This is a genomic window from Candidatus Agathobaculum pullicola (assembly GCF_052117205.1).
In the GTDB taxonomy this organism is placed as follows: domain Bacteria; phylum Bacillota; class Clostridia; order Oscillospirales; family Butyricicoccaceae; genus Agathobaculum; species Agathobaculum pullicola.
Window position 1 is genome coordinate 1 of the sequence record NZ_JBQKJP010000020.1, and the last position, 23,498, is coordinate 23,498.

The 23,498-nt window shown below is 54.9% G+C and carries 29 protein-coding genes and 1 pseudogene; 3 read left to right on the top strand and 27 right to left on the bottom strand.

What is annotated here, in order from left to right; genetic code table 11:
• A partial coding sequence (locus ACTQ3V_RS08340; RefSeq protein WP_441467120.1) for a hypothetical protein occupies positions 1 to 240 on the top strand: 240 nt, incomplete at its 5' end.
• 113 nt (positions 241 to 353) lie between these two features.
• Here ACTQ3V_RS08340 and ACTQ3V_RS08345 read toward each other — a convergent pair.
• On the bottom strand, positions 354 to 719 hold the full coding sequence (locus ACTQ3V_RS08345; RefSeq protein WP_441467121.1) for a hypothetical protein: 366 nt from the start codon (positions 717 to 719) through the stop codon (positions 354 to 356).
• A 500-nt stretch (positions 720 to 1,219) separates the two neighbouring features.
• Here ACTQ3V_RS08345 and ACTQ3V_RS08350 point away from each other — a divergent pair, with 500 nt between their 5' ends.
• Positions 1,220 to 1,978, top strand: coding sequence for a hypothetical protein (locus ACTQ3V_RS08350; RefSeq protein ID WP_441467122.1), 759 nt, complete (start codon positions 1,220 to 1,222; stop codon positions 1,976 to 1,978).
• Here the strand turns inward: ACTQ3V_RS08350 and ACTQ3V_RS08355 are convergent.
• The 9 genes and pseudogenes from ACTQ3V_RS08355 to ACTQ3V_RS08395 form a co-directional block, all read right to left on the bottom strand.
• Positions 1,898 to 2,794: a BRO-N domain-containing protein gene (locus tag ACTQ3V_RS08355; RefSeq protein ID WP_441467123.1), complete on the bottom strand. Its 897-nt coding sequence runs from the start codon at positions 2,792 to 2,794 to the stop codon at positions 1,898 to 1,900. The genes ACTQ3V_RS08350 and ACTQ3V_RS08355 overlap by 81 nt on opposite strands.
• Positions 2,795 to 3,262: a low molecular weight protein-tyrosine-phosphatase gene (locus tag ACTQ3V_RS08360; RefSeq protein ID WP_441467124.1), complete on the bottom strand. Its 468-nt coding sequence runs from the start codon at positions 3,260 to 3,262 to the stop codon at positions 2,795 to 2,797.
• Between the two features lie 85 nt (positions 3,263 to 3,347).
• Positions 3,348 to 3,743, bottom strand: a pseudogene (locus tag ACTQ3V_RS08365) (DUF1016 N-terminal domain-containing protein); the annotation flags it as partial.
• 85 nt (positions 3,744 to 3,828) lie between these two features.
• Positions 3,829 to 4,575 (bottom strand): metallophosphoesterase family protein, encoded by a 747-nt coding sequence (locus tag ACTQ3V_RS08370; RefSeq protein WP_441135864.1) that lies wholly within the window; start codon positions 4,573 to 4,575, stop codon positions 3,829 to 3,831.
• Positions 4,576 to 4,597: 22 nt separating this feature from the next.
• Positions 4,598 to 5,257 (bottom strand): recombinase zinc ribbon domain-containing protein, encoded by a 660-nt coding sequence (locus ACTQ3V_RS08375; RefSeq protein WP_441467125.1) that lies wholly within the window; start codon positions 5,255 to 5,257, stop codon positions 4,598 to 4,600.
• Positions 5,254 to 6,033: a recombinase family protein gene (locus ACTQ3V_RS08380; RefSeq protein ID WP_441467126.1), complete on the bottom strand. Its 780-nt coding sequence runs from the start codon at positions 6,031 to 6,033 to the stop codon at positions 5,254 to 5,256. Before ACTQ3V_RS08380 ends, ACTQ3V_RS08375 begins: the two co-directional genes overlap by 4 nt.
• 74 nt (positions 6,034 to 6,107) lie before the next feature.
• Positions 6,108 to 6,260, bottom strand: a complete 153-nt coding sequence (locus ACTQ3V_RS08385; RefSeq protein ID WP_165366523.1) for a hypothetical protein — start codon at positions 6,258 to 6,260, stop codon at positions 6,108 to 6,110.
• 549 nt (positions 6,261 to 6,809) lie between these two features.
• Positions 6,810 to 7,097, bottom strand: a complete 288-nt coding sequence (locus ACTQ3V_RS08390) for a helix-turn-helix domain-containing protein (protein ID WP_116721491.1) — start codon at positions 7,095 to 7,097, stop codon at positions 6,810 to 6,812.
• Positions 7,098 to 7,139: 42 nt separating this feature from the next.
• The gene (locus ACTQ3V_RS08395; RefSeq protein WP_207723788.1) at positions 7,140 to 7,418 is read right to left on the bottom strand and encodes a hypothetical protein; all 279 of its coding nucleotides are present in this window, start codon (positions 7,416 to 7,418) and stop codon (positions 7,140 to 7,142) included.
• A gap of 225 nt (positions 7,419 to 7,643) precedes the next feature.
• On the opposite strand from ACTQ3V_RS08395, the gene ACTQ3V_RS08400 reads away from it, so the two are divergent.
• A complete protein-coding gene (locus ACTQ3V_RS08400; protein WP_441467127.1) occupies positions 7,644 to 7,994 on the top strand; it encodes a helix-turn-helix transcriptional regulator in 351 nt (116 codons plus the stop codon).
• A gap of 58 nt (positions 7,995 to 8,052) precedes the next feature.
• On the opposite strand, the gene ACTQ3V_RS08405 is transcribed toward ACTQ3V_RS08400, so the two are convergent.
• The 17 genes from ACTQ3V_RS08405 to ACTQ3V_RS08485 all read right to left on the bottom strand — a co-directional run bounded on the left by ACTQ3V_RS08405 (position 8,053) and on the right by ACTQ3V_RS08485 (position 23,439).
• The gene (locus tag ACTQ3V_RS08405) at positions 8,053 to 8,229 is read right to left on the bottom strand and encodes a cysteine-rich KTR domain-containing protein (protein ID WP_116721489.1); all 177 of its coding nucleotides are present in this window, start codon (positions 8,227 to 8,229) and stop codon (positions 8,053 to 8,055) included.
• 74 nt (positions 8,230 to 8,303) lie between these two features.
• On the bottom strand, positions 8,304 to 8,684 hold the full coding sequence (locus ACTQ3V_RS08410; protein WP_075705351.1) for a hypothetical protein: 381 nt from the start codon (positions 8,682 to 8,684) through the stop codon (positions 8,304 to 8,306).
• 103 nt (positions 8,685 to 8,787) lie between these two features.
• On the bottom strand, positions 8,788 to 9,357 hold the full coding sequence (locus tag ACTQ3V_RS08415; RefSeq protein WP_441467128.1) for a DUF6935 domain-containing protein: 570 nt from the start codon (positions 9,355 to 9,357) through the stop codon (positions 8,788 to 8,790).
• Between the two features lie 49 nt (positions 9,358 to 9,406).
• On the bottom strand, positions 9,407 to 10,519 hold the full coding sequence (locus ACTQ3V_RS08420; protein WP_441467129.1) for a hypothetical protein: 1,113 nt from the start codon (positions 10,517 to 10,519) through the stop codon (positions 9,407 to 9,409).
• Positions 10,520 to 10,534: 15 nt separating this feature from the next.
• Positions 10,535 to 11,851, bottom strand: coding sequence for a TPM domain-containing protein (locus tag ACTQ3V_RS08425; RefSeq protein WP_441467130.1), 1,317 nt, complete (start codon positions 11,849 to 11,851; stop codon positions 10,535 to 10,537).
• A gap of 19 nt (positions 11,852 to 11,870) precedes the next feature.
• Complete coding sequence (locus ACTQ3V_RS08430) at positions 11,871 to 13,004, bottom strand: TFIIB-type zinc ribbon-containing protein (protein WP_216503812.1); 1,134 nt, start codon at positions 13,002 to 13,004, stop codon at positions 11,871 to 11,873.
• Between the two features lie 69 nt (positions 13,005 to 13,073).
• Positions 13,074 to 14,288 carry a hypothetical protein gene (locus ACTQ3V_RS08435; RefSeq protein WP_441467131.1) on the bottom strand — a complete coding sequence of 405 codons (1,215 nt, stop codon included), beginning with the start codon at positions 14,286 to 14,288 and terminating at the stop codon, positions 13,074 to 13,076.
• 92 nt (positions 14,289 to 14,380) lie between these two features.
• On the bottom strand, positions 14,381 to 15,391 hold the full coding sequence (locus tag ACTQ3V_RS08440; RefSeq protein ID WP_441467132.1) for a DUF5067 domain-containing protein: 1,011 nt from the start codon (positions 15,389 to 15,391) through the stop codon (positions 14,381 to 14,383).
• Between the two features lie 12 nt (positions 15,392 to 15,403).
• Positions 15,404 to 16,870 (bottom strand): hypothetical protein, encoded by a 1,467-nt coding sequence (locus tag ACTQ3V_RS08445; protein WP_441467133.1) that lies wholly within the window; start codon positions 16,868 to 16,870, stop codon positions 15,404 to 15,406.
• Positions 16,871 to 16,894: 24 nt separating this feature from the next.
• Positions 16,895 to 17,578: a TIGR00266 family protein gene (locus tag ACTQ3V_RS08450; RefSeq protein WP_441467134.1), complete on the bottom strand. Its 684-nt coding sequence runs from the start codon at positions 17,576 to 17,578 to the stop codon at positions 16,895 to 16,897.
• Positions 17,579 to 17,626: 48 nt separating this feature from the next.
• Entirely contained in the window at positions 17,627 to 18,478 is an 852-nt protein-coding gene (locus ACTQ3V_RS08455) for a DUF4428 domain-containing protein (protein WP_441467135.1), read from the bottom strand.
• Positions 18,479 to 18,500: 22 nt separating this feature from the next.
• Positions 18,501 to 18,902 (bottom strand): hypothetical protein, encoded by a 402-nt coding sequence (locus ACTQ3V_RS08460; RefSeq protein ID WP_238074045.1) that lies wholly within the window; start codon positions 18,900 to 18,902, stop codon positions 18,501 to 18,503.
• A gap of 44 nt (positions 18,903 to 18,946) precedes the next feature.
• Positions 18,947 to 19,912 carry a hypothetical protein gene (locus tag ACTQ3V_RS08465; protein WP_441467136.1) on the bottom strand — a complete coding sequence of 322 codons (966 nt, stop codon included), beginning with the start codon at positions 19,910 to 19,912 and terminating at the stop codon, positions 18,947 to 18,949.
• Positions 19,909 to 21,333, bottom strand: a complete 1,425-nt coding sequence (locus tag ACTQ3V_RS08470) for an SPFH domain-containing protein (RefSeq protein WP_441467137.1) — start codon at positions 21,331 to 21,333, stop codon at positions 19,909 to 19,911. Before ACTQ3V_RS08470 ends, ACTQ3V_RS08465 begins: the two co-directional genes overlap by 4 nt.
• Positions 21,334 to 21,362: 29 nt before the next feature.
• Positions 21,363 to 22,697 (bottom strand): hypothetical protein, encoded by a 1,335-nt coding sequence (locus tag ACTQ3V_RS08475; protein ID WP_441467138.1) that lies wholly within the window; start codon positions 22,695 to 22,697, stop codon positions 21,363 to 21,365.
• A 215-nt stretch (positions 22,698 to 22,912) separates the two neighbouring features.
• Entirely contained in the window at positions 22,913 to 23,053 is a 141-nt protein-coding gene (locus ACTQ3V_RS08480) for an S-layer homology domain-containing protein (RefSeq protein WP_441146557.1), read from the bottom strand.
• A 17-nt stretch (positions 23,054 to 23,070) separates the two neighbouring features.
• A complete protein-coding gene (locus tag ACTQ3V_RS08485; protein WP_075705364.1) occupies positions 23,071 to 23,439 on the bottom strand; it encodes a hypothetical protein in 369 nt (122 codons plus the stop codon).
• Positions 23,440 to 23,498 lie beyond the last annotated feature (59 nt).

Sequence of the window (23,498 nt, forward strand, 5' to 3'; positions counted from 1 at the left end):
ATACATGAATATGAAGCACTTGGAGGCGGCTCTGGAAGACGTCTCTATTGCCGGCTGACCTCATTCAGCCAGAATCTGCAAACATTTTTGCGCATAATTCTTGACAGCACCTGTTCTATTCAATCACGCTATGTACCTGCTGATAGAAAGGCAAAAACAACCTTCAATAATTATAAAAAAAGGATGCACTCCAACGCCAAAGAAAGCCATGTTGGAGTGCATCTTTCTAAATTTCACTGAAACAGCATTGCATGATAACAGCGAAAGCTGCTTTCGGCTGAATCCCTATCGGACACGATTCAATCACAACCATACCGGTTCATCGCGCAACAAAGAACACGGTTGCGACTCTGTTACACCGTCAGGGTGGTACCTTCTGTCACCGGAGCGATTTTTTCACAGCTGGTGCAAATATCCTCCTCAGAAGCACCGTTACAACTGACGAAGCTGTCACCCACAGTGGCTACCGCGCCAAACTCAACCGGAACAGCGACACAAATATCCTGCGAAATGGTAAAGAAGCAGGAGCCGTTCTTCACCCCGCCGCACACCTCACGGCCCGGGATAACAACCGGCGAACCACAGCATTTTGTGACGGTAGCGCCTGCCTGTGCAAAAGGCGTAACGGTTACCGGAACACAAATGGAGGCAGATTGATACCCTACGGCAGGGCAGGTCTGAGATTCATTGACAGTATCGGAATTCGTATTAACAACCATAAGAAGGTCTCCTTTCTGGCAATCGCCATTATCATATTATGAGCCAAACACAAATATGTTCTTTTGCTCTCTCCCACAAAATCAGCGCGCATGCAAAAGGGACAAGATGACTTATATCGCTCCCTTCATGTCATCCAATAAAACCATATCGACTCGGTTCTCCTGTTCGAGCCGTCTTGCTAAAGCAGTTGTTCCATTTTTTCTTGTCCATGGTATAATGCAATCAAAAGTTTAGTATCCTGTCCTTCACCTCTATATACAGCATCCCGCCATCGGGCGGGATGGAAAAGGGATGGAGAGCGTTATCATGTATCACCAAGTATCAAAATAGCCTAATTATACGCTCAAACAAGTTATTCCCCCATGCCGTCACCACATTTTGCTATAACTGATACGATGACGGAAATGGGAAATGGTCTATCGGGATAATTGGTACCATGGATTTCTATTGAAAGAATGGAACGGCTGGCCGGAACGGTCAGGAGTGCAAAGGCTGTACTATGGATAAAAGAGGTAAGGGCATGGGCGAAAAAAAGAAAAGCACTATCAGCAAAGCAATTAAAACCATAGCAGGAGTTCTGTTTGTTTTCTGGCTGTTCATGAGTGCCCCCACCGGCTGGATTTATGATTTGAGGGCCGGGACAGGGACGGAGCAAGGCCAGATACCGGATTCGTCTGTCTCGGTCGTACATACCCAGCCCGATGTGGAGGACTTCTTCTTTCACAGTACTCCGGCCACGGTGTCCAAAGCAAGCCTGATTCGTTGTCCCCTATTGCGTCTACGGGACTCAGAGTATGCGGGAGAGCACACCCACCACAACAGCGGGGGAAAGAAGACGGCTATCATTTCCGAATATATCCCCGTGGCCTATCCCACTGGCCCGGCAAGGCGTTTCCTGCTGAGATTCTTGGCGTCTGGCTCCTATAATGGTTACTATCTGGCTCCGCTGGAGGACGGCACCTATATCTGCATCTACTTTGATGATTATTTCATGCTGCGCTCCGGTGATGAGCTACCCACAGGCTATGTGCGGTATGCCACAACAGAGGAAAAGACCATGCTCCATCAAATGGCGGAGGATTATGAGGTGGATCCGGTGTATGTACTGGATATGTACCGCCACGGCAAGGTCAACTGGATGCTGGATTTTGTAATTCGCGCTGGCGTTGGGATTTTCCTACTGGTGGTCGGTTCTGGCATCGTAAAAGGCATCAAGCGGGCTCTCGGGCGTAAAAAGAAGGAAGGCGCGGAGCCATAAAACAGACACCTTTGCACACTTTGTCCAGAGGTGGAACAAGCGAGGTATAGCCTTTCGGGCATCTCCAGCGACTTTACCGCCTGCACGAGCCACTTCGATATTATCAGAAAAAGATTCCGGTGCTTTCTGCTTGGAAATTTCTGTGGTCGTAGCCTCGGCCAGCATATTCAGAACCAATTCCAGTGTAGTCATATTGTCCCGCAGGTTTTCCTTTTTCAGCCCCTTGAGATTCTTATACTGTCTGGTGGACATCCCGGACCATGCTCGGGATATCTCATCTGTAAGAATGGCATACTCAATGCCCTTTTGAACACCACGGGCATCCCATTCATCGGTCAGCTCTTTGCGGACCTGGATCGCCTGCAGTCGCTGATTGATCCATTCACGGGTATAGCCTTTCTTCAGATAGGTTTCCAGCGCCCGTTCAATGGTCAGTTCCGGATCTATCGTTTCTTCGATTCGCTCCCGACCAACCTGTGCCAACCATAGCTTAAACGGCTCAGCTTTAGGAGATGGTATGGACTGGATGATACGCAGAAGCTGTTCCGTATCTGCCACATCAGTATTATACCGTTTTCCATCCTTTGGGGACCTCAATTTCAGTTGCTGACAATTTGTCAGCAACTGATCTGCACCTTCGTCTTTAAGGCGTTGTTTCAGCTTTGCCCAGTAGTTGCTTGCGCCACGCTGATCCGGCTGATCGGTCAAAACTGCAACGACATCAACAACAGAAAAGTACCATTCCTCTTTATCCTCGTCCCAGGCGGTGCGGATGCGCTTATCTTCAAAAAGCTGAATCTTATCCTCTTGCCCCATTCATATCACACCTCTTTTCTTCAGCAAATCATCAAGCAGTCCCTGACAGCCTTCCATAACATCCTGCCAGGTCGCATCGAAGTCGCCGGTGTACCACGGGTCGGCTACCTCTCCGGGTCGGCTTGTAAAATCCATCAGAAGGTGCATTTTGTCGGCAAAGTCGCCACCACAGATCTGGTACATACTCCGGATATTGGCGCAATCCATGCCGATCAGCAGGTCGTACTTGTCGTAGTCGCTGTTCTGGAGCTGCCATGCTGTTTTGCCGGAACAGTCGATTCCATGCTCGACCAATTTCCGGCGGGCAGGTGGGTAAACAGGATTTCCGATTTCCTCGGTGCTGGTAGCTGCTGATTCGATCTGGAACTCCTGTGCCAGACCAGCTTTCTTCACCATATCTTTCATCACAAACTCGGCCATCGGGCTTCTGCAAATATTGCCGTGACAGAGAAAAAGTATCTTGATCATTTTCGGAACTCTCCAATTGATTTTCTTCATGATCAGTATAACATGGAACCTCAAATTCGTCGAGCGTGAGTTCCTGATGAGCACATTCCTGGATAGCGTTCTGAAGTGCGGATTTTGACCATCCGTACTGTTTTGCGGCCAGCAGATACCAGCGTCGCTCCGCCATGTTCAGGTCCGCCTCCAGAATCACAACATTTTGTGTCCAGGAGATCTCTGCGGCGAGTTTCAAAAGTTCTTCGTTTTCACCATACATCCGGTAAAAATCACGCATCCTCCGCAGATTGCGCGGGGAGAAGCCAGGGACATTCGGATACTGTTCAGACAGGTATTTGGCAGCAGCAACCGCAGCACCCTTTTCAGAACGACCACATACAATTCGGCCTAATTCGCAGTATAGTTGCAGTTGAGAAAAGTCAGCAGTTACTGCTGCATCCAAATCCGCAAACATGGCAGAATAGTCGATGTTTTTGCGAGTGTTCATAGTTTCTCCTTCCTGATAAATTATGCTTAACCGAAAACAGACCAAAGAGAAATACGGGATACTCCCGCACTTCTCTTTGGCCTGTTTACACCACCCGAATCATCTGTTCCCAGAGAAGAACGAATCGGTCATCCAGGATTTTGTTGTCATGATAGTGTCCGAACAGCCAGTAATGAAACCGGGTTCTTTCTTTGACTTCTTCCAGATAATCTGTCAGGGGATCATGGGCATATCCTCCTGCGCCCAGTTGGTCTACAATACTGCTGGGAGCACAGTGGGTGATGATATAGTCCACTTCATGCCGGACACGCTCCAGATTGTTTCGGGCTTCTTCATATTCCGCAGCACTCGGAAGCTCCTGTTTCCACCAGGAACGATGGTTTACACGGAAACTGGCCCCCATCCTGCGGAGTGTCCAGTACTGTTCTTCAAAATCTGGAGCGTAGGGATTCAGTACACCGTATTCCATATCGTGGCTCCTTGCTCCGCCCATAGTAAAGAATGTGTATCCCTGCAGTTCAAACACCTGTCCCCGCATCAAATGGATCACATGCGGGCGGATGCGCTGGACTTTCCCACCGTTCCATTCCTCGACAGGGTATTTCCCCAGCAGATCAAAGTTCTCGTGATTGCCGCTGACAAACAGCACGGTGAAGGGTAAGGATTCCAGCCAGTCCAGGTTCCGATTATCTTTTTTTCGCCCGTCCCACAGACCACCAAAGTCGCCGCAGATGATCATGTAATCCTCTTTGGTCATTTCAGCTTGCTCCGGGAAGTATTCGGGCTGAAACCGCTCGAAATTGCCATGGGTATCGCCGGTCGCATAAATCATATCGTTCACCTTCTTTTTCTCATTATATCATATCCTGCTCCACTTGAATGCCCCCGCGCAGGATCACCGTGATATGTTCCGCAGAAACGACCTTCACCGTATCCACCAGCTGTCGGATGAGGGTTTCATCCCATTCCTGGATCTCTGCAGATGCGCCCTCCATGACCGCGGCAGCTTCTTCGATCCGTCGAATTGCCTGCGTATTACTTTTTCGCTGTTCTTCTATGGCTTGCCGTTTTTCCTTCAGAACAGCGGCCTCGTCCATAATTTCCTTGAGCTGGACTGTATAGATGGATGGATTTTCTGCATGAGCGGCTTTTGCCACCAGAGTCCTTGTCAGGTCATTCAGCTCATCCAGCCGACTTTCTATATCTGACAGGCTCATGCTCTCGCCTGGAATCGGTGCCAGCACCTGTTCCATAGCTCCGGTGATTTTCCGGATGAGTGTGCTTTTCCGGCTCATTGCAGAGTTGATTGCTGCGAGAATCGACCGCTGAAGCTGATCTTCATCGACTGATGGCGAGTTGTGGCAATATTTTGTTCCATAGTCCAGTCGGCTGACGCAGCGCCATACAACCCGTTTTTTGCCCCGTTTGGACCATGTGCATCGGCGGTACAGTGTTCCACATTCTCCACATACAAGCCGCTCTGAGAGCGCATATTTGCTGGCATAGGAGGTCATTCCCGTGGGAGCATTCTTTTTTGAAGGACTTTTTCCTGCGTTGCGCCTTGCCATTTCTGCCTGTACCGCATCGAATGTCTTGTGATTTCCGATGCGATTTCTGTGGTGCTGTACCCAGCCAGGAACCTGTCGAAGATCAACCGCACGATTTGTGCTTCGGATTCTACGATTTCAAGCCTCCCATCGCACAACCGGTATCCAAACGGCGCCTTACAGGTAATGAACTTACCGCTTTGCATTCGTTTCTGATAGCTCCACCGCATATTACCTGAGATTGATTCGCTCTCAGCCTGAGCGAAGGCAGCGAATATGGCCGTCATCATCTCACCGGACATGGTGGATGTGTCGATATTTTCTTTTTCGAAGTAGATGCTGATTCCCAGCGCTTTCAGTTCTCGGATCGTCTCCAGACATTCTGTGGTGTTTCGGGCAAATCGGGAGATGGATTTCACCAATATCCGGTCAATCAGCCCTCTGTGGCAATCTGCCAGAAGTCGTTGGAAGTCCTCCCGCTTTTCAGCAGAAGTGCCTGTGATACCCTCATCTGCATAAATGTCCACCATGCTCCAGTTTTCTTTTCCGGAGATCAGGTCTGCGTAGTACCGATTCTGAGCGGCGAAGGAGTTGAGCTGGTCATCGGAAGCAGAGCTGACACGGGCGTAAGCAGCTACCCGCAGCTTGATGTCCTGCTGCTTTTCAGTAGCCTCTATCGTAATAACTCTGCACTGCTTTTCCTGCAGGGCCATACTTCCATCGGTCAGCTGCTTTTTCTCCATGTCAGTTCACCTCCTTACAGCAACAAACACTACCACACTTTTGCCCCAATAGCTATCACCAAATGCAACGAAAATCAGGGAAACAGAATGATCTCCACACCATCCTGCACAGAGAGGTAGCTTGCAATTTTTTGAGCCTCTTTTTCGGTGCATTTCCCAATCTGGACAAGGTTTTTAAGCAGCGTGATAATGCCACAGTAATCGATGTTTACATTCTGTACTGTCATAGTAATCCTCCCTTCATTTACGGTTTTACTGAACCTTGATACCACAAAAATAGAGGCCGCCCAATTTGGTTGGGGAAGCCTTGGCTTGCTCTACTACATTGCAGGCGACCTCCATTGCTTCTAATATCAAGAATTTTGCCTGTATTCGACACTACTTCCCCAGGCAGGGCGGCAACATAAACTGTGCTGGCGCACATCACGGGAATCTCACCCCTCCGGGGAACGCCCGAAGCTGCGTACAGGAGTACCATTGTGGGCTGACGGGATCTTGGCGAAGCAGGGTGCCAATCCTGCTCTGGCCTGAGTGGGTATCGCTCTGCACCTTAATTGGCCGTCCTTAGATGCGGAAATGATCCGCACAGGTGGTCTTCGCGCACTCGGCCTGACGCTGGCTCCGTCAGCTGATGTATCTATGCTACCGGATATGACTGCCTGGAGCAGTATTTTTCAAGGTACTGTGAGATTAACTGATCTCACTAAGATTGTAACTCTGTGTGTTTCAGAATTACATAAACAGAATGGAAGGTTACCTACCCAAAATGGAAGGTTTTAGAGTTTTGCCTCCAATTCAGACAAAAATGCAATGGTCATTCGCAGGTTCTGCTTCTGATCCATAGCTTTAAATTCTCTCCCCGACAAAAGATAATCCAGGGAGACATCGAAGAATGCTGCAAGCTCCACAGCCAGTTCAACTGAGCCGGTCTGCTTTCCGTTTTCAATTTTCAGGATGTATGTACTGGTGATGTTCATTTTCTCTGCCAGCTGCTCCTGCGTAAGTCCTCGGCTTTTCCGCAAATTCTTGATTCGAGCGGCATAGCTATCTCTGTTGAAGCCCATAACACTTGCCTCCGTTTTCTGAAATTTGGATGAGACTGAATTTCAGTTCGGAGGATCACGGCACCCAACAGAAAGATTATCATTAAAAAATAAATTGCCGATCCCGTGCAAAAATGGAGAATCGGCAACCTGTGCTTGATCTGCATTAAGAAGTCCAGGGCGGGATACAGGGGCAGCAGGCGGAGGTTTTTCTTTCTTTCTCATATGCCCAGCTTGCGTACCCCGTTTTTTCCTTGACAGTCTTCCTCGTGCTGTCCTGAAAGCAGTGTGACTCGGCTTAACCAGATGGAACAACTTAATGCGGCAGCTGTTATCTGCCATGTCGCATTTCTCCTTGTCCACTTACGCGGCCGGCACACAGACAGCCAGCATCACCCCCTTAAAATTTTTGTTTTTCGCCAAATACGACTGTCTTGCCGATAATGTAATTCAGTTTTATGTATCTCAGGCTTGTTGGTTCGTGCATCGCGATACATCTAACAAGCGAATTGTGTCGCATTCACCCGCAAAAAGATGTATTGTAGAATATCTTTGAGGTGAACTGCGATGTATGACTTCTCCTATCCATTGGGAAATGCGGTGAAGAGCACACGTTATCAGCGCGGTCTGACCCAGCTTCAGGTAGCAGACATGGCGGATATCGATGTGCGAACCGTGATGAATATTGAGAACTACAAGGCAAATCTCAAGATGGAGGTGCTCTACCCTTTGATCCGTGCCCTCCGTATTGATGCCAGAACCATTTTTAACCCTGAGCAGCAGCGCGAAACTCCCGCTCTACAGCAACTTCGGCTTATGATTGAGGAATGCAGTGAGCAGGAGGCCGAAGCGTTGATCCCGGTGGTGGAATCGGTCATTGCCGCACTCCGGACAAAGGACGCCATTGAGATTGGATGACTATATAAAAAAACAGAGCCTGCTTTTCCCCGGCAGGGGGATCAGCAGGCTCTGTGCTTTAAGCATCCGGCTCGTCGCTCAATACCATCTTCAGTTTTACCACATTGACCATGAATTCCTTTTTACATTTTGGACAGTATAGCGGGAATTTTACTAAAACCGTTTCTTCATATACTTTGACTTTCGTTTTGCTGCCGCACTGAGGACAGCAGATCCATTTTGACTCATGCCGCATAGCAATCACTCATTTATTCGTAGTTACAAGTTAGATAATTGCAGTCGGTTTTTCTTCATTGATATCCAATCATTCTATGAAAACGCCGCCAATTTCGCCAGCAGATACGCCAGAGAACTATCATAAAAGACGAAATCATCGATCAGTCCGGCATTTTTTGCATCTATGACACGGCTGCATACGGCGGACTGTTCCGGCCTGACCAGAAGCAGGATCTTGAGGTCCTGTTCAACCTGCCGAAGAGGTTGGCAGATCCCGACCGCCTGATCCATATCCGCCTGATCCACAATATCCAATATCACCACATCCGCATGAAAGATATCAACGCCGACCACAGCCTGCGGATAATGGAGCTGGGCCGCCCACAGGAAGTCAAGCTCCGGCTTTGCCTGGATGGCCGCTGACAACCCCTGTCCCAGCACCTTATTGGATGATATAAACAGCACTGTTTTCATGATCGGCACCCTCTATCCAATCCGATAAATACAGATGGTTTTCTGATCGCTCCCGCCTGCTCCGGCTTCCATGAGCCGAGCCTCCACAGCCGCGCCGCCTGACTCACGCCCAGGGGTCGGCGGACTTGGGGGTACGGACACCGGTGAGCAGATATTGCTCCCAGAGGAACCATTTCCCATCGCTGCCCCGCTGCCGGAGTTTGATGGGGCGAGGGCTGTCCGCGCCGCCGCAGGGGATAAACAGTTTCATATAGCCCTGCTCCTCGCCGGAAACATGGTTGCTTTCCACCCGGATGGTATAGGGCTGGGCGGGTGTATAATTGTTGTCGGGGGTAGAGCCGGCGAAGTAGGTGAAGGGAAGGTAGGTTTTTCCGTCACGGAAGCGGTCGTTTAAGAAGGAGATCTCCTGTCCGTTCAAAGGACGGGGCCCCCGCAGCCAATTCAGCATATCCGTGCCGATCTGCCGGTCAGCGGCATAGGCGCACAGGGCCAGCACGGTCAGCGCCGCCGTCTGAAAGGGGGTGTCAAGGGCCGCCTCCGGGAGAGCCTGCATCTGGGCAAGGCTCTCAGGGAGGGCCGTGAAGGTAAAGGTTTCCCGCTTGTTTCCAATGGCTGTGGCTGCTGTCGCCGCGGCATCCACGGCGGACTGCTTTAGCCTGTCAAAAATACTCATACAAATACTCCTTTCACGCCTGTCCCACACTCGTGCGCCTGATGTTCTCTCAGCCATAGGCGCGTATCAGATCCATACAGGTCATGCCCTCGCCAAAAAAGGGTGGACACACACCGGTTTCACGATCCTGCTGGATATGGAGAGATTCGCCGGAGGGGTCGATCAGCACCGGGAAGCTGCCGCTCATGCGGGTGCCCGCGCCATCCGAGAGGTCCAGATACAGACAGTCGCCCTCCATACGCCAGATGCCGGAATATGAGTATGCATACTCCTGCCCATCCTCCGGCTGATGGTAGAGATCGATGCGTCCGGAATAGTCCGGGTCGCTGTCGCCCCAGCCGAACTCCATGTACCAGCGCTCGCAGGTCCAATTTGTGTAAGCCAGCCCCCAGTCTGTGGGCGGCAACCAGTCCTCGGGGTAGTCCAACCCGGTCACATAGCCCCAGATGCCGAAATCCATCAGCATGGGAAGGTCGTTCTCCCCGGTGGGCACGATGGGAATGCCGTATTCATCGGTCAGCGGGAGCCACTTCACCTCCACGCCATCGTTTGCCACAAGGACGATCTCCGTGTCCGGTTCATCCCGCCATTGCTCATAATTTACGAATATCAGTACAGGCTGGGCACACTCTTCCCGGTAGAGCACCTCACCCGGTACAGGCCGAACGCCGTTACCGAGAGATTCCCAGGTGACATGGTTCACGGCAAGGCTGGTAATCTCATCCCGGGGAACGATGCAGAATAAATCCCCCCAACCTGCGCCGAGGATATGTTCGGCCGGTATATGCAGCAGAAACGGCATCGCCTCGACCAATCCGGCACAATTCTCCGCCAGCCAGTCCGACAGCGGGGTGGAGTCCTCCTGCTCCCTGTGTCCCAGATAGGCGACCGCGCCGGCGTACTGGTCATCGTATGCCATGGCGTCATGCAACAGGTTCAGGGACTCCTCCGCCAATTCCGCCTCCGCTGTTTCTTCCCCGCTGCCGGGAAACACACCCACCCCGGAATCTTTTCCTCCCTTGCTGCCAGAAAGGGTGCCCATCGCACCGTCCGTTTCCGTTTCAACGGGCGGTGTGTCTTTTCTTCCGCAGGCGGACAGGCCAAGGGCCAGCGCCATGCACAAAATCGCCGGGAGAAAGCGGCGCCGGAGCAAATTCATCATCATCTGGCCTCCTTCTCAGAATTTCCCGCTGCGGCCGCTGCCGCCGCCCCCGCTTTCGCTGTAGGTGCTGCCGCCGCTGCCACCCGAGCTCTCTTTCTGGATCTTGGTGCGTGTTTCGGTGGTATGGGTGTACCGGTCATACTGCTTTGTCAGGTGTAAGCCGCCAGCGGTGAGGTACGCATCGGCTTCCGCCTTTTGATGGACGGACTTCATCTTACGCAGCAGCCATAGGCAAACCGTCCCTGCGGCCAGACAGGAGCATCCTGCTGAAATGACGAACCAGATCCAGTAAGGACGGCGCACCGGCTTGCCGGCGTCGGCCTTCGTCAGATATTCCTCACAGGCATCTAAGTAATTGGAAATGCCGCCATACCAGTCGTCTTCCCCAAAATCTCCAAGGAATCGTTCTTCCAGCTTCTCCTGCCCATATTCATCAAAGGCATACTCGGCGTATTCGCCGTAGACGAACATGGCATAGTTCCGCTTGGCCATGCTCAGGAGCACGATGATCCCATCCCGCCCGCTGCCCATACCGAGCTCACTATCGTGGTAGAGCTGATAGGTGACCTCATAGACACTGCCGTTCCCGTATTCCGTGTAATCATCTACAAGAGCAAAATAAACGCCGCAATCCTGCTTTTGGGAAATAGCTTCGGCCCGATCCTCCAGCTTTTCCCACTTCTCATAGGGAAGAAGGTCTGCAGCATCAAATACATACTGCATCGTGCCGCTGCCCTGCACCGGTTCTTCCACACCGGCATCCTCGCCGGAGCCGGCCGGCGGGCAATTTGTGAGGATGTAATCCTCCGCCGTTTCCGCCATGGCGTCCACTACCTGTGTCAGCGCCACGGCGCTCATGGTCATGTCCTCGCCGTTCCACGCCCGCGCCGCCATATAGGGCTGTACCGCATCGTAGACGGCATCGGACAATTCCTGGCTGCTGCCCCGCTCATCGCTCAGTCTGGCGTAGACGCACCAGTCATTTTCGTCAACCATCTTGTAGGTATCCCCATCCTGCGGTTCCAGCAGAATAGTCAGCGTAACGCCCTCCTTGTGCTCGCCATAGCCGTAATCATATTCCTCATAGATTCCCGCGGCGGCGTCGCCAAGTTCGTCATAGCTGTTTTGGGTCAATACATCCACCCGCAGATCAAGGCCCAGCGCCTGGGAGAGCTGGGGGAGGGTCTGTTCTCCCTGCATGGTCAGCTCCTGCGATCCCAAGGATTCCGTTTCGTCATAGATCACGCCGTACTCCATTGCCGCCATTGCGGGAGTGCAGAGGGACAGGGCCAACAGGAACGCCAGCGCGAGAGCAGTATATGCTTTCTTCATATCCGGTCCGCCTCCTTTCTCACGGCAATAGGACCAGCGCCGAACTGATCAAAGATAGGGGGACGGCGATGGCGGCAAACAGCCCCCAGAACTTCCCCCAGCTGACCGGCAGATCGCCCACCAGCTTTCCGGTCTGTCCATTCATGGCAAAGAGGAAGTCCTTCCCATGCCATTTGGTATTCAGCATCCAGACGGGCATCAGGGCGTAATGCACCTTGCCCCTACGCAGGTGAACGCTGCTTTCTTTGAGAACGCAGAGGTCATAACGCTTCACTGTGCCGCGCAGCGCGGAGGCAAGGGTCCCCTCACAGCGCTGATCCGCCCGCTGCCGGCTCTGTTCCACCGTCACATCGAACTTATCGGCCAGGAAGCCGGGGAGATACGCGGTGGAAAAGGGCTTCAGCTCCTTGTAGTCATAGGGTTCAATGGAGTCCATGTGGCCGTCCGGCATCTTGCTGGAGGCGTCCACCGGCACCTTCTCAAAGGCGACGGTTCCGGCCCGGTAGACATCGTAGTGTTTCGTCTCCGTGATCTCGTAGTCGCCGGAGCGGTATGTGCGGGAGCGGTCAGCCTCATAATGGGCATCGCCCTCCGCCTCGCCGTCGAACATCCAGAAGGGAACATAGATCCCCCGAATCTCCTGCACGTGATTTTCACCGGTAAAGCTTTTCGGCAGGAAAAACTTCCCTTTGTAGTGGGACTTGAGGGCCTTTACCGCATCTTCCTTGCTCAGCTTGAACGGAACGATGAAATCCGGCCGCAGTGCCCCGGAGAACTGGCCCGGCACCACAGTGGGGTTCCCGCAATAGGGGCAGGAGGTCGCCGCCGTGCTCTCCTCGCAGATGAGCTCCGCACCGCAGCTGGGGCAGCTGTAGGCCCGCATACCGTCGCCCTCAGCCCCCCAATCCTCGCAAAAGTCAGAGGTGTCCCATGCGCCTCCATCCGTGGCCGGCGCGCCCTGTCCGGCGCCGCCTTCCTCCGCCGCCTGCTGGGCTTCTGCTGCCTTTTTTTCTTTCTCTGCGTAGAGCGCCTCGATCTCCGCCACATCGTAACTGGCACCGCAGTATTCGCACTCCAACCGGCCGGACGCACCGGAGAAATGCAGCGGTCCCGTGCAGCTGGGGCATTGATAATTTGTTACCTGTGTTGGCATCTGAAATTCCTCCTTCCCATGCCGACGCTGTAACGGTCTATGCCGAAACAGGCCGTAATCCGCAGAAGATCAGCCGAGCGGGTCGGTGAGCCAGCTGTCCAGCGTCAGGACGCACAGCTGCGCGTCGTACTTCGGCATAAACGGCAGGCTGACTTCGTTCTCCCCTGCGCCGATCACCATCTCCTCGCCGCTGGGACTCATCAAAATCGGATAAGTCTCCGAGATATAATACGGGCCGTCTGTGACGCCATAGTTGCTGCCGCCAACAAGGGACAGGCTGATGGTCACATAACTGGGCCCATCCATGACGGATGTGGTCGTCCAGAAACCGCTCCACACCTCTTCCCATGTCGTTTTAGAAGGATCGGCACCCTCGTATTCCCAATACAGTTCGACCGTTCCTCCCATCTCATCCTCGGGAAAGAACCACAGGTAGTAATTTGCCATACGGTCCGTATCCCATGCCACCGCCTGCGTTGTCCAGCTGCCGCCAAGCCCGGAGGCATATACGCCACTCCAGCCGTCTGCCAGCCACGGTGCAAGCTCGGAAGAAACGCCCTGCCATCCGTATTCCGTAAAGTCGAAGGAGAGGTAGTCTCCGTTTTCCGAGAAACATGGCGCGATGTGCCCCGTTGATGTATAGAGCTGCGGCTCCCACATGCAGCTGTTGCCTGCGCTGTCTACGATCTGGATCTGTGTGTAGGACAGGTATGCGTATGCATCGTCCCCGCCGGCTGCAAAGATCAGCAGCGGATCTCCAGCTTCAGACCGGTAGAGAACCTCGATGACCTCTTCGGTATCTGATTCCGGATCCCACCGCATGCGATTGACGGAAACCGTCGCATTTTCATCCAGCGGCACGATACCGTACAGATGGCCTGAACTGCCAATGATGCGGGTTTCGTCGATCTCCGCAAGGAAGGGATATTCCTCCAGCATGGCCTGGTCTGCCGCTGACAGCCAATCGCCGGCTTTTTCCACATAGCCCAGATAAGCCGCGCCGAACATGGTCTGCGGAAAAGCCATTCTCTCCCGCAGCCAAACAAGAGATTGTTCCGCTTCCGCGGAGAATCCGGTCGGTGTCGGCTGCATATCCGATCCCCCGGCCCCCGGGCGCAGCTTTTTCGGCAGTTTCTGATCGGGCATACCAGACAGCGTCTCATCATCGGCGCTTTGATTTGGTTCGTCTGTTCTCGCTTGCTGTTTTTGCTCGCAGGCACAGAGAGACAGCATCAGAACCAGTATTAGAAAAAATGCGATCACTCGTTTTGATGTCCTTTTCATAACTGCTCCTTTCAAACATCACCGCTCCATACCATTGCGCAAACGGGGATCGCTCCGCCCCAAATGGGGCGGGAACGATCCCCATTCTGGTGTTATCCGATGCTGTCCGGCATAGGCTCCTCCGCATCGATCAGAGGCAGATACCAGCTGTCATAGAGATTGGGCAGATCCTCCTCGTCCACATCCACCCAATAGGTCCCCCACGGGCGCAGGTAGATATCATAGTGGAATGCATCTCCGCCGTTTTCGTAATCACCGTCAATGTGGATCATGTCCCCATAGTCCACCAGTCCCGGGTCAACGATCCAGTCCCCGTGCTCCAGCGCAATATCCGTGAAGGCACCGCCCTCGGATGTCATGGTGCCATATATGCTGGTCCCATCATCACTGAGGCTGACCGATGCGGAAACCATCGGTTCCGACTTCGTGTAGTCCTCATCCCAGAGGGTGACAGTGCCCGTGCCGTCCCCGCCGATGTCAATGGCGCCGCAGATGTCCCACCAGGCGCCCTCCAGATCCTCGTAATCGCCCGAGCAGCCGGTCATGATCCACCAGCCGTACCAGTCGCCGTTCCACCAGTCCAGCAGTATATCTCCGGTCCCAGTATCCTGACCTGTACCGCTTCCCGCCGTTTCCCGGCTGAGTGTGGACGGATCGACGGTGATCTTACCGGTTTTGTCGCCGAATGCCTCCTCAAAGGTCACCTCGACCTTGCTGGTGGTATCCGCCAGCACAAAGGCGGTGCGGAGTTCAAGGGTTTCACCCGGCGCGACATCCGTAAATTGACTGTCGATCACCGTGTCGTAGGAGTCGCTGTTCGCAAAGACGGTGGCGATAGCCAATTCTGCGCCGTTCTGTATCGCTGTTTCAGAGATGGACCATACATAGGAGCCGCTGTCCTTGCTGTTGTTGGTAAAATCCAGCGTCAGGACCAGCGCGTCGTTTCCATCTAAGTCCTCCATGATGCTGGCCCCCTTGTAGAGCAGCGCATAGTCCCCGATCTGGAGCGAATTGGACTCTTTCGGGTCGTCCTTGCCGCAGGCGGCCAGACTGAGCAGCATCGCCGCCGCAAGCAGGACGCAGAACAACCTTGTGCGTTTCATGTCAGGCCCTCCTTAAAAGCCACTGAGTTTGAATGCCACCAGTTCCATTGCGGACTCGTCCGCTCTGTCTTCGGTCATAATGGCAAGGATGCTGCCGTCAGCCAGCTTCGCGCCGCCGCAGAACCAGGGATAGTCCGTGCCGAACAGGTCGCCGTCATCCGCCTCGCCGAGATAGGTGCCGTCCTTCGTCCAGAGCACCACCTCACGCATATTTCCATCCAGAGCAAGATACCCGTTTGCGGTCTCTGTAATAAAGGTAATGCTTCCCAGGCCGCTTCCGTCGGAATCTGCCAAAGTCATTTGCAGCGCGCCATTGCTGTCATAGACAAACACCTTGTGACCGCTGCCATCCACGGCAGACCCGCAGACATAGATGTGGCTGTCGTCGATCAGCAGATGACTGAGGATATCCACTTCCTGGAATACAATGGGCTCCGTCTTGAGGGCTCCGCCGGAGAGGGTGATCTTTTCACATTCCGGGCCGGAGAACCAGCTGACGCCCCAGGTCCCGGATGGGTGCATGGTGACGTGATCCGGGCCCTCATAGGACGCCGTCTGTGCGCCGTCCTTCCAGCTGATCAGCGGCTCCATAAAATTCGCCAGCCAGAGGGTCCCTGTGGTGTCGGCGGAAATATCCTCATATTCCGCGTCCAGCACAATATCCTCTGCAAAGGTCAGGGATGTGCCGTCGTAATCGTAGCGCTTCAATTCTCCGTCCACCAGAAGGTAAGCCTGATCTCCTGTGACAGCAGCTGCGTGATTGAAGGTCTCCTTTGTGATGATGCAGTCTGTAATAGGCAGCCACTGGCTGCTGAGCGTGTGCGTCCCCACCATGACGCTGCGGGGCTGGGCGGAAAAGGGCTCACCCTCCCAGTACCAGGGGCCATCCTCGTTTCCGGTATCCTCCAGATGGATCGTCAGGCCGGAGAGCAGCTTGTCTACACGCTCATCCTCGTACTCGCCGATGATCTCCATAAATACGGTGGCTCCCGCGCCCTCCACCCGGTTCATATACCGCAGGCAGGGGGAGCCCCAATAGTTTCCTTCTGCTTTGAGGCAATCGATACCGCCGACCTGAGTGAAGTCATAAGCCTGATTGACCGCGTATTCATATTCATCAAAGCCGTAGCTGGTAAGATAGTCGCGGAAGGTATACGGATCTTCCACAGAAACGCGGATCTCCGCATCGACGATGCTTCCATCCTCGCCTTCCTTGGGAAGCGTCAGGATGATCTTGGAGGATGTTTCATCGTCATGAAGGTCGTCCTCCTCATAGACCCAGCCGTCCGCCTCATCGTAAGTAAGATCCCACAGATTTGTATGGATCGTTGTTCCGCTTCCCGCTTCCACAGGAGGCTTTGTCTGCTCGGTTCCTTCCGATGTCGAGCTGGGCTCCGGGTTGTCCTTGCCGCAGGCAGTGAGGCTGAACAGCATCAGCGCCGCAAGGAACAGGCACGACAGCTTGAACTTGGTTTTCATGGCCATTCTCCTCTCTGTCCTTTCTTATTTTTTGTTGCTGAAAAACGGCGTCAGCAGCTCGGCTACCTTGCTGATGGGCATGGTCTGCAGGATCACCTTGCCGGGTCCCCGGACAACGGTATTGAAAATACCCTCTCCGCCCAGGAGCATGTTCTTTGCGCCCTTGACCGCAACCACATCCATGGTGCAGCTCTCCTCCATAGCCGCCAGGTACCCCGTGCTGACCAGAAGCTCCTGTCCGGCGCTCAGGTCATACTCTGCCGCGTGACCGTCGATCTCAATAAAGGCGATCCCGTTTCCGCTCAGTTTCTGCATGATGAAGCCCTCGCCGCCAAAGATGCCGGAGCCCAGTTTTTTCTGGAAGTGCATGGACAGCTCCACACCCTCCTCAGAGGCAAGAAACGCGCTTTTCTGCACAATCATGGACCGGCCGCCACTGATATTCAGAGCCTTGATGGCCCCGGGAAAGCTGGAAGCGAAGGCGATGAACCCGTCCCCACCCTCTGCGGTGAACTTGTTCTGGAATGCGGAATCACCGGACACCAGCCGCCCCAGCATCTTCTTCATACCGCCTCCGGTGGTGGTTTCCATTTTCATATTTGGGCTCATCCAGCTCATGCTGCCGCTCTCCGTGATCATGGATTCGCCTGGGGACAATTCACATACGACGACCGGCAGATTTTCTCCTAAAATTTCATACTTCTTCATGGTGGAGCTCCTTTCATTTTCGTTGTTTTCTATTGCTCCAAGGTATTCTTATCCGTTGATTGCGCCGCCGCAAAACTCGCAGCAGCCGCTGGCATCCGGTGTGGTGGTCGCCCCGCAGTACGGACAGGTCACCGCCGCCTTGGGTGCTGCTGCCGCGGCCGCTTCCTCCCGCGCCTGCTGCCGGACCTGCAGCAGCGCATCCCGGATCTCACAGCCCATTTCCTCATATTGCCGGTATTCCACGCTGGAGCGCACCTCCTCCGCGTTGGAGGTCAGGGAGCCGCCGCCCATTCCGCCGGCTTTAGCCCGGAGACCCCCGCGGGGTCTGCGCATGGCGTCGGGCCCACCCAGCAGTGTTTCCTCATCGTTATCCACTGAGCTGCTGTTGAGTTGAAAGCGGATCTCGCTGAAATAGGGATTGTTGACGTTGATCACGATGTAGAAATCGTAGGAATAGGCATACCGTTTGGGATTGAAGCTCTGCCGCTCTCCATCCTTATCCCTGTATTCGATCTCCGTCCTGCGCTCGTCGATGTCCAGCTTGCAGCCGGTCACATCGGAGAAGGACAGCACATCCGGATTGGCCTCCTCCCAATTTCTGGCAGAGGTGACCATAAACAGACCCGCATCCTCGTCCAGCAGCACCTTGGTACGCTCACCCAGAGTACGGGTGGTGCGAAAAGAGGATACCTTGGCTTGATTGGCCTCCCGGTAGGTCAGCTGCTCCTGGATCTCCGCCACCGTGCTCTGGCGGCGGTCGCTGAACCAGGGGGAGAGCTTGGCGGCGCATTCCTTGCACAGATTGCCGTCCTCCAGCTTGCGGTTGCCCAGCAGCCCGATCTCGCCGCCGCAGACCGAGCATTCCTTTTTATCAAATAGTTTTCCAAAGAGCCCCATCATCTGCACCCCTTTCTGAAGCCGCTTACGCGGTACCCTTCATCTGCATGGCGCCGTAGACATACAATCCCGGCAGCAGAAGATTGAGCACCAGACTGGTGATGCTGAACTGGCCTCCGCCTACAAGGCCAATGATAATGGAGATGATCGCTAAGATCGCAATGATAATGCCCCATTTGACGCAGGAAGCGGCCTTCTGGGGTGCGCTGCAGGCCCCGATGCCCTTGATGCCCGCGATAAACTGGATTACAGAGGCAACCGTTACAAGAATGGAACTGGCATAGAGCAGGCCGGTACCCTCCGCGCTCCCCGACAGGGCTGCCAGGGCGCTGACGCCGAGAATGGCGATGACGCCGGCGATGGCGGCGATGATGCCGCCGATGATCATGAGAATGGATGTGACTTTCAAAATCTTCTGACCTTTCATTTGTAGTACCTCCTATGTTCTGTTTTTATGGATCGATTTGCGTACTATGGCTGTTCATCCAGCAGGCACAGGGCCAGCTCTGTAAAATACGCCCGGAGCTGCTTCGCTGTTTCCTGATCCAATTTCTTCTGTTGCTGTTTGCCGTCAGAGTAATAGAGGGTGCAGGCAGGCTTTTCAGAGCTGCCGTCCGGCTGCTGCTCCAGACGGATCTCCTCCGCAAACGCGGTGAAGGCATCCCACTCCTCATCTGACACGGCCCAGTCACTCCAGATCTCCTGCTTCCGACCGGACGGGGTAAATCTGGCCCGGAGGATATAGGGGGCGTCCTCTCCGTACACAACAGACGGACCCCGGTCGAATTGGAAGAAATAGTCTTTGGAGAAGAGAGCCCCGGACTGCCCCATATAGAAGCCGCTCAGCTCCGGCGGGTCATAGCGGGGGATCTCCCGTCCAATGGGGTCGGCCAGCTCCTCCAGCAGAGCGATCAGCGTATGGATACGGCGGTCGTTTGGCGGATCATAACGGATGCTCCGTGTTCCGTCTTCTGTGCTCCAGGTCAGGATCAGGCTGGTGGAGTCCCCGCCATCCATGACTTCGATCCCCGGTGGCAGCTTCACCTCACGCCGGTTTTCCGGGATGGGCTCCATCAGCGGGTAGAGCTCCAGAATGATCTGCTCCACATCCGACCACTGAGCCGCGGTGATGGGGACATTCTCTTTGGTGGACGGATGATACCAGTCCTCGTCCTCCGCCGTATCCGGAGCAAGGGCCGGATAATAGCTTGTTTCCAGAATGGCCTCCGGCGAAAGCGTGATGGCAAAATCCGCTCTGGCAACCATGCCGCTGGTGTGGCTGTATGTGACGCCGGTCAAGGTACCGGGCGGCACGGCAGATTTCTTCTGTATGGATGAATCACCTCCCTGATGACCTCTGAAACAATATCCCGCAGCCGCCAGAAGCAGGAACAGACCTACAACAGAAAATACGGCGGTTTTTCTTCCACGGGTCATCCCTGCACATCGCCATCGTCAAAGGGATCGCCGCACTCCGGGCAGAACTTGGGCGGATGGGCGGGATCATCCGGCTCCCAGCCGCATTTGTCGCATTTGTACTGGGGCACGCCGGCGGGCTTTTTCGCCCCGCACTCCGCGCAGAATTTCCCTTTGTTCACCGCGCCGCAGGAACAGGTCCAGCCGTCCGCTGCGGGCCGGGGCTTGCCGCACTCTGGGCAGAATTTTCCGGTGACGGCCGCACCGCAGGTACACTGCCAGCTCTCTGCTGCCGGCTTGGGCTCCGGCTTTTTGCTGCCGCAGTTAGGGCAGAAGCTGCCGGTGATGCCGCTTTGTCCGCAGGCGCAGGTCCAGCCAGGGGCGGCAGGCGGGGGCGTGGGTACAGGTGCGGGGGTGGGCTGAGCCTGCTGCTGCGCGCCCATCTGATAGAGATTCTGGGCGTTCATGCCGCCCATCTGTCCAGCCATCCCCATGCCCATAAAAGCCATAGCGGGACCGGCATTGGGGTTGCTGGCCGCGGACTGCATGGCGCTGGCCTGTGCGCCCACCAGATGGGCCGCCGCCCGGGTGGGGTCCATAAAGGCCGCGTTGCGCTGCAGCTCTTTGATCATCTGCTCATCTTCCTCGTTGGCCTTGACGCTGGAGACGCCAAAGGAAACGATCTCCATGCCCCGCAGGTCCCGCCACCGGGAGGAGAGCTGCTCGTTGAGGGCTTCTGCCAGCTCCAGGGTGTGACCAGGGAGAGCGGAGTAACGGATACCCATTTCCGAGATCTTTGCGAATGCGGGCTGCAGGGCGGTGAGCAGCTCCGTCTTCATCTGCCCCGCGATCTGCTCGGTCTTAAAGTCCTCGCTGACGTTGCCGCAGACATTGGTATAGAACAGCATGGGGTTTTTCAGGCGGATACTGTACTCGCCGAAGCAGCGGATGGCGATATCGATGTCGATACCCGCCCGCTGGTCCACCACCCGGAAGGGGACGGGGCTTGGGGTTCCGTACTTGTTGCCGGTGAGCTCCTTGGTATTGAAATAGTAGATGCGCTGGTCCTTGGGGGCCTCGCCGCCGAAGGTGAAGCGCTTGCCGATGTTCTGGAACACGCCCTTGATGGATTCGCCCAGATCGCCGGAGAAAAGGCTGGGCTCGGTGGACATATCGTAGGTGTACTCGCCCGGCTCGGCGCACATATCCACCACCTTGCCCTGCTCCACGATGAGCATACACTGGCCGTCTGCCACCGCGATGACAGAGCCGTTGGTGATGATGTTGTCATCCCCCTTGGTGTTGCTGGAGCGGCCCGTGACCTTCTTTTTTCCTTTGACGGCCAGTACATCCGCGGGAATCGCTTCGCAGTAGAAGAATTCCTTCCACTGGTCGGCCATCACGCCGCCGGCGGCTCCCAATGCAGCTTTGATCAGTCCCATAATGCGGTCTCCTCTCTTGTTTTATTTTGTTATGGTGTCAGGAATGTCCACCCATCCACCAGATACCCGTTTGTGTCGGTGATGGGCCAGAGGTACCAAAAATCCTCCCAGGAGCGCTTGATGTGCAGGCACAGGTTCGGTACGCCTTCCGGGATCGTCAGGGAAAACCACCGAGGTTCATCAATGTTGAGCGTTTCGTCGTACAGGATCTCGTCCGTGACCCAATCCAGAAGCCGTCCGCTGTCATCCCACAGGGGCTCGCCCGTACAGAACCGGATCTGTGTTTCATACCAGCGCCCCACCACCAGCAGCCTGTCCAGTCCATCCGGCTCCAGCTTTGTGACCGGCAGTACCTCCAGCCATGCGGATACATCGTCCGGTGGGTTGGGCCAGTAGAAAATCAGGCTGTCAGACGGTTCCTCATACAAAGCCGTCTGCAGCGTTTCCGGCAGGAATGCGTCTACCCGCTGGTAGACCGCCGTGCGGACTGCCGGAGCGCCGTCCGTCTCATAATGCTCCTGGAGATACAGCGTATCCGGATCGGTCAGCGTGAGAAAGAACTCCGCGCCGGTATCATCGTGAAAGAGCCGGACGCTCCAAAGCTCGTTGGAGAGGCCGTGGAACAGCGGTTCCTCCAGCAGCTCCGTCCGAAGCTCGACTTCCTGCCGGTATTCCGGCTCATCCGTATCCAGAAAGTCCGCGAAGTAATAATCCGCGCTCAGCACATATCCCTCGATGGCGTCGCTCCACCTGCTTTCAAAAACCAGCGTGGAGGCCAGGCCTTCTTCCCGGACGTTATAGCTCCAGCCCTCCACCTCGCCTGTGGTCATGTGCCATGTCCCATGCAGATTTGCGATGCACAGTTCGCCGCCCGGGCCCGGCCGCTCCGCTTTTTCAAAATAGAACCGGTCCCCATAGAAGGATTCCAAAATGATGCGGCCATCTTCAATGCGGCCATTCATCTCACCATCTTCATCGCCGTCCGAACTTGTCAGCCGCAGGGTGTGATCCGCGCCGAGCCACCAGGTCCCGCTGCCCAGATAGCTGTTGAAGCTGTCGCCCAGGACCTCACGGAATTGCGCCGTTCCGTCCTCGTTGAGAAAGAGATCGGCCCACCACCGCTCCGTGGGCATCTGGCTCACCTCTGTGCGATCAAAGAGATCGTTGTAGGACTCGTGCTGTACAGCCGTCCAATAGGTACCGCCCAATGAACTGTCGGAGTTATGGTCGGACGGAGGGGCGGAGGTCGCTGTGTCATCAGGAGACTCGGGCGGCCCTTCTTCTCCGCCGCCGGGGGTGCCGCCGCAGGCCGTCAGGCAGAGCGCCAACAGCAAGGCCAGCATAGACATCCATACTCGTTTCATCTCACTGCACACCTTGACATCATCATTTTCCTGTTTGCAGTTACTTGCATGACGACACCTCTTTTCTTTCTGTTTTTGTTTCTCTGCGCTCTACTATGGTTTCATTTTACCGGGTGCCGCTGTTTTGCGCCCTACCCGCAGCGGGTAGTTTTTCGGACAAAACGCAAAAAAGCGGAGCGGCATTTGCCGCTTCGCTTGGTAAGAATATCCTGTTATTATTCCACATACCGATAGAGGAAGGTGACGATCTGGGCGCGGGTGCAGTTGTTATCCGAACCGAACAGGCCATTGCCGATCCCGCCAGTGATGCCCTTGTTCGCCGCCCATGTGACCGCGTCGGCATACCCCCATTTCAAAATGATTTTTGCCTATCTCAAAGGGATTGCAGACTGGCGGCCAAATAGTCCAGAGATACATCATAAAACACAAAGTCGTCGATCTCGCCCCTACGCTTAGCCTCGATGGCGCGGCTCACAGCCTCCGGCTGTCCTTCGGGGCACATCAGCATGAGCCGGCAGTGGGGCGTGACTTCCCGCAGCCATGCGCACAGGGCCAGACAGAAGTCGATGCCGTGATCGCCGTCCTCGGAGACCTCCAGCAGTGCCCCAGAGGCCAGATGGCTGCGGATGGCCACATCCGCGTTGGCATAGTCCGGCTCATAGCACAGCTGTATTCCCGGGGCGTCCCGCACTTTCGCCATCAGGCCCTGAGCCAGCGATGCCCGCCGCATAATCAGGAGCACAGTTTTCAGCCTCCCCACCTCCCATACCTTCTGTATTACAGATTTATTGTAGAGCTTAT